Source organism: Allobacillus sp. SKP2-8, from assembly GCF_007559355.1.
GTDB lineage: Bacteria > Bacillota > Bacilli > Bacillales > Alkalibacillaceae > Allobacillus > Allobacillus halotolerans.
The window spans coordinates 288,800-298,075 of the sequence record NZ_VMHF01000002.1 but is presented as its reverse complement, the minus strand read 5'-3'; the positions used below and the strand labels follow the sequence as shown (position 1 = coordinate 298,075).

The window sequence follows — 9,276 nt, the reverse complement described above, 5'->3', positions numbered from 1 at the left end:
AACACAGAAGTTAAGCTCTCTAGCGCCGATGGTAGTTGGGGTTTTTCCCCTGCAAGAGTAGGACGTTGCCGGGCAATTCAAAGCTACTAGCACATAAGTGTCTAGTAGCTTTTCTTATGCTTTGGCATATATAATGTAATCTCTATAATACATACTAAATTCATGATATATTGGCATTACGATTTAAAATTAAAGTTGTTTAGGAAGTGAAAAGAGAATGACTGAACCGAAACGTTATTTTAATACGACAATTGATCATTTGGATCATAAAGGGAATGGACAAGCAGTTGTTTGGCGTGAAAATGAACTAGGAAATCCAAAAAAGCTCAAATTAAATATACCGCTAACGCTTCCTGGTGAGGAAGTACATGTTCAAGTAGACCGACCGACGAAGAAGAGAAGCCGTGCACATGTGACAGAGTTTTTGAAAACGAACCCTGAAAGAGTCGATGCACCTTGTCCTCATTTTGAAATTTGTGGTGGTTGTGTTTGGCAGCATTGGAGTTATTCTGGGCAGTTGAGTCATAAAACAGATTATGTGAAACGTCAGTTACTGGAACAAGGTTTTAGTGCCGATTTAGTGAAAGATACGATTGGTGCAGAAACTCCATGGAATTACCGAAATAAGATGGAATTCACATTTTCTCCAGAAGGAAATATGGGTCTTCATGAACAAGGGAACTTCCGAAAAGTATTTGATATGAAGACTTGTTTAATTGCTGGGAATGATATGGTTGAGACAGCATTAGAAGTTTCACAGTGGGCAAAAGATCATGAATTGCCAGGATATCTAAAAGAAGAACATGAAGGACTTTTACGTCATCTGATGGTTCGTCAGTCGTTTGCGACAGGCGAGATTATGCTTGCACTTGTAGCAACCGAAAAACCAGATGGTAAACTGGAAGAGCAAGTGAACGATTTGGTACAGCGAATCACAGAGAAATACCCAAATGTAAAAAGCTTATTATGGTTAGTGAACACTTTATGGGCGGACAGCATACAAGCAGAAGAAACATTTGTTTTGGCAGGAAGAGACTTCATTTACGATGAACTGGCTGGTTTTCAATATCGTTTATGGTGGAACACATTTTTCCAAACGAATCCAAAACAAGCCGAGAAGTTAGTTGAACTGGCTCTTGAAGTTGGTAAGCCACAAGCTGATGAAACCATGTTTGATCTGTTTTGTGGAGTTGGTACGTTTTCTCTACCTTTTGCGAAGCAAGTGAAATCGTTAGCAGGAGTCGAAATTGTTGAGAGCTCTATTGAATCTGCGAAACGTAATGCAACAGAGAATGATGTTCATAATACGTATTTCTTAGCAAATAATGCGCGTAATGGTATTGATGAAGTAAGAGAGAAGTTTGGCCAACCTAATTTATTATTGGTCGATCCACCTCGTTCTGGAGCTGGTGGGAAAGTCATGCGCCGGATCGGTCGTGCTCAACCGAAAAGAATTGTTTATGTTTCTTGTAACCCAGAATCATTTTCAACAGACATAACTGAGTTAACACCATTTGGTTATGAATTAGTAACTGTTCAACCAGTTGACCTTTTCCCACATACCGTGCATGTAGAATTGGTTTCGTTGTTGGAGTTGAAAGAGTAACCACTTGCATTGGAGAATTTTTAGAATTAAGACTTTGTTAAAATTCAATATCGTTTACTTTAAAAGTGAAAGAACCTCCATTAAATGGAGGTTCTTTTGGTTCTGGATTAATATAACTCTTCAAGGATCGCGCCATGCAACCAATTTTCTAGACAAAGATTCATTTTTAAATCGTTATTTTTAAAAGTGCCTTTTTAATTTTGATTTTGAAAGCAAATATATTGCCGTCCCAAAAAATACCGCTGCAGCAATCCATATAATTATTCCGAACAAACTTATGTCAATTTCACCAGTAGCTAAGTATGGAAATAAATATTCCATGGTAATTAACATGAAAAAACCCCACATAATAGCGGCAATCGAAGATGATTTTTTTAACTGGTTTTTCTTTTCTTCGTATTCTTCAATCGAGGCACAATCCGTTTCATCCACATGTCCCTTTCGTAATTTTATAATTACATAGAGTGCATAAGTCATATTTATAATTAACAGTGATATGGATACAAACGATAGCTGATTATGAATGGTATCAATGACTAAGCTTACTCCCATCAATAACATGGTTAAAATCCATAATATCATACCTGAGAATGCTAATTCTTTGTGGATTTCTTGTTGTTGGTATTCATCCCTTTCATCGATCACGCCGATAAAGCGATTGAATAATTTATTTTTCATTGCTAGATTCCTCCCAGAATAAACTATTAAGATCTGTTTCAAGTTCCTTTGCTAAAGAAATACATAAAGATAAAGAAGGATTATATTTATTGTTTTCTATTAAATTAATGGTTTGTCTTGCTACGCCGACTTTTCTGGCTAATTCAATCTGGGTAAGTTTCATATTCATCCTATACTCTTTAACTTTATTCAGGATAAACACCCTTTCAAATAACGGTGAGTACAATATATATGACAGTCTCATTTTTGTCAAATATATGTGACTTAATTTTTTCTCTATGTAAATCAAAACAAAAAGGCATATTTTGATATAAGTTAAATCAAAACATGCCCTTGTCCTTTTAAATAAGTATGTAAAAATATAATTGATTACAATTTAACAATCTATTAGCCCGCTGTAAGTCGGTTCGAGTCATTTCTGTACCATATCGAAAATTCCAGACGTAGTAACTTACAGGCACTGTTGGATCAAATTGATCATAAATGATTTCTAACGTTTGATGTTTATTTCCAGGATAATCTTAAATGACTTTGAACCAAAATGAACAAGTTTTAAACTTATCAGATAAAAGCGATCATTCTCCATTAGAAACCCTTTTAATTCATCAGGTTACTTGGCAGATAAAGATTAAGTTTCCATTACACACTTCTTTTCACATATACTTAATTTTATCAAGTTACCTAATTCCAATAAGATACGCTTCACAAATGCCTTGGTATGATTAGATAATAATAATAATTAAGATGACAGCACCCAATGCCACAAATAAAATTTCCATAATTGCCGACTTCTTATTTTTTTCTATTAAAGACTTGTAGAAATCATACACAAAGCTTATGAAGAGAGTAACGATTATTAGTAAAATGCCAACACGATCATTGGTTCCTTCATTACCCAAGATGATATCCGCTGCAAATAACAACAAAATGGTAATGGTGATTCCATAGACAATTTTAACCGTTTGATTCATTTTTTCTTTACTCATAATATCCTCCCTTAATTGATAATCTCCGTTAGTAAGTTGAAAAAATGCTAAATCAGTTGTAATACACTATAAGATTAAATATTTGTATGTACTCTAGGTATGTTAGTCATTTGTATGTAAAATATTAGTTAAATGTAATAAATTCATGGTAAATCATGTATTGATTTGAAACAAGTGCACGCAAAAGAAAAAAGGCCGATGAATTTCTCGTATCGATTTGTAAAACGAGTAAAGGGTATATTTTTCGTTTACATACAAAGTTGATTTTCTTGTAATTACTTCACTTCTTTTACTATGTTAATGATAGAGTCAATTATTTAAAAGGAGTGAAATCAATGTATCGTAATGTAGATGATTTCCTACAAGATTGGCAGAATTACGCGAACGGAACACTTAAAGTGTATAACGCAATGACAGATGAAAAACTGAACCAATCCATTGTGGAAGGGCATAATACCCTCGGCTGGCTTGGGTGGCACGTTGCTGTCGTCACTGGAGCGCTTGGAAAGCAGATGGGATTGGAAGTTGATACGGTCGATGACCCGACGACAGTTCCTGAGGAAGCAAGTGAAATCGCTCGCGTTTTCAAGAAAGTAACGGATCAAATTCAACAGGGCGTTGAAAAATTGTCCGATGATGAAATGGAAGTCGAAGTGGAAGCTATGGGACAAACAATGCCTCGTGGAAAAGTGTTGAACATGCTCGTTCAGCATAATATTCACCACCGCGGGCAAATGACTGTACTGCTACGTCAGGCAGGTCTAGAAGTACCAGGAGTCATGGGGCCGACAAAAGAAAATCAGTAAGTAAACAGTAAAGCCGTCTGATGCATTTCATCGGACGGCTTTTTTAGTGTTTAAACTTTCTCTGTTTTTACGATAATATCATGTGCATTACCATAATTTCTTTTTGCGGCGTGATTCGTCGGTCCAACGACATCCGTATAAGAAAAACTGTATTCAATGGCCGTCGTTATATATTGTTTCGCTTCTAAAACGGCTTCGTTAACGTCTTTCTCCTTTGTCAATTGTGCGGCGATTGCTGCTGAATAGGAGCAGCCTGCTCCGCTTGTGTTCACTGTATCTATTCGTGGTGCTTCGAATGTTGTTAAGTGCGTTCCATCAAATAACACATCAACAGCCGGCCCTTCCAGTCGTCCACCTTTGATGAGAATGTTTTTGGAACCGAGTTGTTGTAGATCGATGGCTGCTTTTTTCATTTCATCGACAGTGGAGATCGATCGATGATCCAATAACACAGATGCCTCAGGTATATTGGGTGTAATGATGGTTGCCATTGGAATCATATACTTTTTCAATGCCTCGATGGCATCATCTTTTAATAGTTTTGAATCCAATTTTCCAATCATGACCGGATCGACAACGAGTTGATTGATTGGAGCTGATTCGAGTAACGAGGCAACTAATTCAATGACTTCCTTGGAGAACAGCATGCCAGTCTTGATGCCGTCCACGCCAACTTGCTTGATTGCCGTTGAAAATTGAGCTTCAATCGCTTCCAAACTTATGGCGTGAACATTTTTATCTGTTTTCGGATGTCGTCCGACAATAGCTGTGATGACGCTCATTCCATAAACATCTAGTTCTTGAAATGTTTTTAAATCAGCTTGAATACCGGCACTTCCTCCAGCGGATGAACCGGCAATTGTCATTGCTCGAGATGGATATTTCATGTTAAAACCTCTTTCAAAAAATTATAGTTTCGTTTCCATATCATTCATTTCCAAATAAATCGGACAGTGGTCACTACCATATATATCAGCATGAATATTAGCCGATTGCAACTGATCGCGAAGACTGTCGGATACAATAAAGTAATCAATCCGCCAACCGATATTCCGCTCACGAACGGTTTTCATGTAAGACCACCAGGTGTATAGGCCATCTTCTTGTGGATAGAAATAGCGTAATGTATCGGTGAATCCACTATCGAGGAGCCGAGTCATCTTTTCGCGCTCTTCTTTCGTGAAGCCGGAATTTCCGTGGTTAGATTTATCGTTTCGTAGATCGATTTCTTGATGGGCGACATTCAGGTCTCCGCATAGAATGACTGGTTTTTCTTGATCCAGCTTGTGTATGTAGTTATAAAATTGTTCTTCCCACTCTAACCGAATTGGCAGACGCTCTAATGTACGCTGAGAATTCGGTGTGTAGACAGTGACAAAGTAGAAGCTCTCATACTCCAATGTAATCAGTCTACCTTCTGGTTGAACGGTTTCATGATCAAAATTGTAGTATGCATTTAGTGGCTCATGCTTGGTGAAAATAGCAGTTCCCGCATAGCCTTTCCGTTCTGCATAATTCCAAAATTGATGGTAGCCTTCCAATTCCAAATCGATTTGTCCTTCTTGCAATTTAATTTCTTGCACGGCAAAAAAGTCTGCATCTATTTCATGAAAATAATCTAGAAAACCCTTTCGGATAGCGGCTCTCAGGCCGTTCACATTCCATGATACAAATTTCATTTTAAACCTTCCTTTCCCATGTATTCTATCACATCGCTTATTTTTTTAAAAAAGTTGTTGACGGTTTTAGTGTATTAATCATATAATACATTCAGACGGTGTACTAAGTGATTAATACACAGTTCCTTATATTTTTTTATTTTCAGTGTATTAACAGATTAATACACTTTGAGATGGGAGTGAGCGCAAAAGAGATGAACATACAATTTAACAATCGAGATCCCGTTTATATCCAAGTAATACAACATTTTAAATTACAAATCGCAAAGGGGTTTCTGGAATCCGGCGATGTGATTCCTTCAAGAAGGGAATTGGCTAGCCAGTTGAAAATAAACCCGAATACAGCTCAGCGGGCGTATAAAGAAATGGAGGAGGAAGGGTTGATCAAAACAGAGAAAAACCAGCCGAGTAAAGTCACGCATAATCAAGATGTATTGCGCGGTGTACGGAATGAATTAATTGATGAAGCTGTTTCTCAATTTGTGGATTCAGTCAAGTCGATCAATGTTCCGTTGGAAGATGCGATGAAATTAATAGAAACACATTATAAGGAAAAGGGGGATTCCAATGATTGAAGTTAAAGATATTGTGAAACGTTTTGGACGTAAAACGGTGTTGGATCAAGTGTCTTTCACAGCAGAGAAAGGACAAATCACATGCTTGATCGGTATAAACGGAATGGGTAAGACAACGATCATGAATGCAATCATGAAGCTGACGCCACTTCAAGCAGGTGAAATTTTAATCGACGGTGAAAAGGTGACAAAAGATACATTTGAGAAAATTGTGTTCATCCCTGATGCGACGATTATGTTACCGCATTTCACGATCGAAATGGCAATGGAGTTTATGAACGATTTTTATAAAAATTGGAATCAACGTCGCGCAGACGACATGTTGGCGTTTTTTAAGCTAAATCGTAAAGATAAAATCGCAAGTTTATCAAAAGGAAATACGGCGAAAGTTAATTTGTTGCTCGGCCTAGCCGTCGATGCAGATTACATATTAATGGATGAGCCGTTTTCTGGGATTGATATTTTTAGTCGTGAACAGATCGCAGAGGTTTTCACAAGCTATTTAATTGAAGATCGTGGTGTGTTGATTACTACGCATGAGATTGGCGATATTGAACATTTAATCGACAAAGTTGTCTTATTGAATGACGGTAAGATTCAAAAAGAGTTTATGACAGAAGATGTAAGAGAGTTAGAAGGAAAATCAGTCATCGATGTGCTTCGGGAGGTGTTCGTTCAATGAAGAATTTCTTTAAATTATTGAACTTTGAGTTAAACCGTGTCATGAAATTGTTGATTAGTTTGATGGTGTTTACGTTGATTGTTCAGCTCATTGGTGTGTTTGTTTCTAAGAACAATTATCTGACTCAAGTAGAAATGCTTCAACAAAACGATGGGTCATCGGTTTCACAAGTTTTACAATCTGTTGGTTATTTTTCGTTTGATCGAGTTGTTAATAGTTTGTTTTTCATTGGACCGATTATGATTTGTGTTGCTGCCATAATGTTTTATATTTTCTTGATATGGTACCGTGATTGGTTTGGGAAAAATACATTTGTCTATCGCTTGTTGATGCTACCGACAGCACGAATTAATCTCTTTTTCGCAAAGTTAACGACAATTTTGCTTGCAACATTCAGTTTAGTTGGGTTTCAGTTGGTTGCTATTCAAATTGAAATGTTGGTGATGAAGTGGACAGTTCCGAGTGAATATGTAATGGAAGTCACTCTTCGACAATTAATAGAGATCCATCCAGTTTTATCGTTAATTGCTCCGAATCAATTTTCACTATTCATGAGTCTTTATGGTGTTGGGGTTTTGACGGTCATCATTCTTTTTACCGCAATTCTATTGGAGAGAAGCTACCGGATGAAGGGCGTTTTGTTTGGTGGAACGTTTGTTATAGCGGCAAATCTGCTGGTCATTTTACCGGTAATTTTAAATGAGACGGTTTTCCATTCATTTTTATATAACGGTGAACTGCTCTTGATTGTGTTAGGTTTGGGAGTAATCGTATTGGCTAGTTCCGTTTGGCTCAGCAAGCGGTTACTAGACGAGAAAATTCGTGTGTAAGGGGGATCATGTATGAAGAAATATATAAAAACTGCCGTACTAATTGCTTTTGTTGTTTTAAGCATTGGAACTTATTATGTGTACACAGCATTAGCATCCAGTGAAAACCCGGATTTGTCGTTCGAGACCATTTCCGGAGAAGAAGAATTGCTTGAGCCAATTACTTTATTGGGTGTTTACAGTAAAGAATCCATGTATACTCGCTTTAAGCTTAATCAACAAGGGCCGATTTATGAAAGTAATTTGAATTTGCTCGATCAGATTGACGGTGTTTTCCAAGTAACGAAGAATCGGCTAGAGAATGACTATCGAAGCTTTATGCGTGGGAAAGAAATCTACAAAGGACATGTGTATGAGGATGAAGAACAGCTGATCTTCGTCGAATCGAACTTTATGCGTTCACAGAATGAGGATATCTCGATGACTGCTTCTTGGTTAAATAAAAAAACAGAGGAAACGTCTTCTGTAGAAGTGGATTTCCCAGGAAATAACTATTCCTTCGCAAATATTATGGATGTACAAATGAATGATAACGTCATCCAAGTATTTGCAAACATGCAGGTGAATACAAGAAATGATCATTACACAGAGATTCACCTGTTGGAAATAGATGCCGAGACCGAAGAATTGATTGGGCAAAAAGTACTGCTTTCTGGAGATGAGGAATCATCTAGTCAAAACGACGAGATTAGCTTTGGTTCCCTTCGCGAATCAGTAGAATGGGCGCCAAATGAATATATTGTTATTCGAGAAGAAGTTATGCAATTCGACGAGTCGACACAAAGTCACCAGGACACCAAACAAAAATTACATGCATATGACGTGAAAAATCAGCAGATGAAAGAGTTAGAGATGCCTGAAGAGTTTATAACGAGACAGGTAGATTCATTCGATGGCTCTACGCTTTATTATTTTGATGAAGTTTCGGAAGGGTTGAAAATTAGTAGCTACCAAATTGAAGAAGGAACTTTCTCTAATGATCTTGTAATAGATGTCGAAAGTATTTCTTATTATCCTTCATTAGTATATCAAGGAAATCTTTATTTAGTAACCAACACGGACAAGGAAAAGTACCTTCAGATCTTTGATTTATCGAATGGTCAATCACTATATAAAGGAAAAATAAATGCTACAGAGCAAGAAGAATTAGAAAACATTCGTATTGATGAAATGGTTCTAAGCAAACGCTAATAGATTGTAAGAAGAGAGACCTGAACGAAAATTATCGTTCAGGTCTCTTATTGTTGGTCTGTTTCCTATACCCTAATTGAAAAAAGTGCGTCTCGACGGATTAATCGGATTCCAATTGCTTTGATTGGTCGTCGAGAATGTGTCTCAACGACGATTTCGCGGTTTGAGCCTTTGCTTCGGTAGTCGAGAGTGTGTCTCAACGACGATTTCGCGGTTCGAGCAGTTGTTTCGGTAGTCGAGAGG

The 9,276-nt window shown here is 37.2% G+C and carries 11 protein-coding genes; 6 read left to right on the top strand and 5 right to left on the bottom strand.

All coding sequences use genetic code 11. The features are described 5' to 3' along the window. The first annotated feature begins 217 nt into the window (after positions 1-217). Complete coding sequence (gene rlmD, locus FPQ10_RS04740) at positions 218-1,606, top strand: 23S rRNA (uracil(1939)-C(5))-methyltransferase RlmD (RefSeq protein WP_144161040.1); 1,389 nt, start codon at positions 218-220, stop codon at positions 1,604-1,606. A gap of 180 nt (positions 1,607-1,786) precedes the next feature. Here the strand turns inward: rlmD and FPQ10_RS04735 are convergent, their stop codons facing one another. The 3 genes from FPQ10_RS04735 to FPQ10_RS04725 form a co-directional block, all read right to left on the bottom strand. Further along, positions 1,787-2,284, bottom strand: a complete 498-nt coding sequence (locus FPQ10_RS04735) for a DUF3278 domain-containing protein (RefSeq protein ID WP_144161037.1) — start codon at positions 2,282-2,284, stop codon at positions 1,787-1,789. Then, positions 2,274-2,477 (bottom strand): helix-turn-helix transcriptional regulator, encoded by a 204-nt coding sequence (locus FPQ10_RS04730; protein WP_144161073.1) that lies wholly within the window; start codon positions 2,475-2,477, stop codon positions 2,274-2,276. The genes FPQ10_RS04735 and FPQ10_RS04730 overlap by 11 nt, the downstream gene beginning before the upstream one ends. 529 nt (positions 2,478-3,006) lie before the next feature. Beyond that, positions 3,007-3,270, bottom strand: coding sequence for a hypothetical protein (locus FPQ10_RS04725; RefSeq protein WP_144161034.1), 264 nt, complete (start codon positions 3,268-3,270; stop codon positions 3,007-3,009). 335 nt (positions 3,271-3,605) lie between these two features. Here FPQ10_RS04725 and FPQ10_RS04720 point away from each other — a divergent pair, with 335 nt between their 5' ends. Next, positions 3,606-4,076, top strand: coding sequence for a DinB family protein (locus tag FPQ10_RS04720; RefSeq protein ID WP_144161031.1), 471 nt, complete (start codon positions 3,606-3,608; stop codon positions 4,074-4,076). 50 nt (positions 4,077-4,126) lie between these two features. Here FPQ10_RS04720 and thiD read toward each other — a convergent pair whose 3' ends face one another. After that, positions 4,127-4,963 carry a bifunctional hydroxymethylpyrimidine kinase/phosphomethylpyrimidine kinase gene (gene thiD, locus FPQ10_RS04715; RefSeq protein WP_144161028.1) on the bottom strand — a complete coding sequence of 279 codons (837 nt, stop codon included), beginning with the start codon at positions 4,961-4,963 and terminating at the stop codon, positions 4,127-4,129. 21 nt (positions 4,964-4,984) lie between these two features. Beyond that, positions 4,985-5,755 (bottom strand): exodeoxyribonuclease III, encoded by a 771-nt coding sequence (locus FPQ10_RS04710; protein WP_144161025.1) that lies wholly within the window; start codon positions 5,753-5,755, stop codon positions 4,985-4,987. Between the two features lie 194 nt (positions 5,756-5,949). Between FPQ10_RS04710 and FPQ10_RS04705 the strand changes: the two genes are divergently transcribed. Genes FPQ10_RS04705 through FPQ10_RS04690 form a run of 4 tightly spaced genes read left to right on the top strand, consistent with a single transcriptional unit; the run spans position 5,950 to position 9,033 of the window. After that, positions 5,950-6,330 carry a GntR family transcriptional regulator gene (locus FPQ10_RS04705; protein WP_144161022.1) on the top strand — a complete coding sequence of 127 codons (381 nt, stop codon included), beginning with the start codon at positions 5,950-5,952 and terminating at the stop codon, positions 6,328-6,330. Further along, a complete protein-coding gene (locus FPQ10_RS04700; protein ID WP_144161019.1) occupies positions 6,323-7,012 on the top strand; it encodes an ABC transporter ATP-binding protein in 690 nt (229 codons plus the stop codon). Before FPQ10_RS04705 ends, FPQ10_RS04700 begins: the two co-directional genes overlap by 8 nt. Further along, entirely contained in the window at positions 7,009-7,842 is an 834-nt protein-coding gene (locus tag FPQ10_RS04695; protein ID WP_144161016.1) for a hypothetical protein, read from the top strand. The genes FPQ10_RS04700 and FPQ10_RS04695 overlap by 4 nt, the downstream gene beginning before the upstream one ends. Positions 7,843-7,854: 12 nt before the next feature. Next, the gene (locus tag FPQ10_RS04690; RefSeq protein ID WP_144161013.1) at positions 7,855-9,033 is read left to right on the top strand and encodes a hypothetical protein; all 1,179 of its coding nucleotides are present in this window, start codon (positions 7,855-7,857) and stop codon (positions 9,031-9,033) included. Positions 9,034-9,276: the final 243 nt, after the last annotated feature.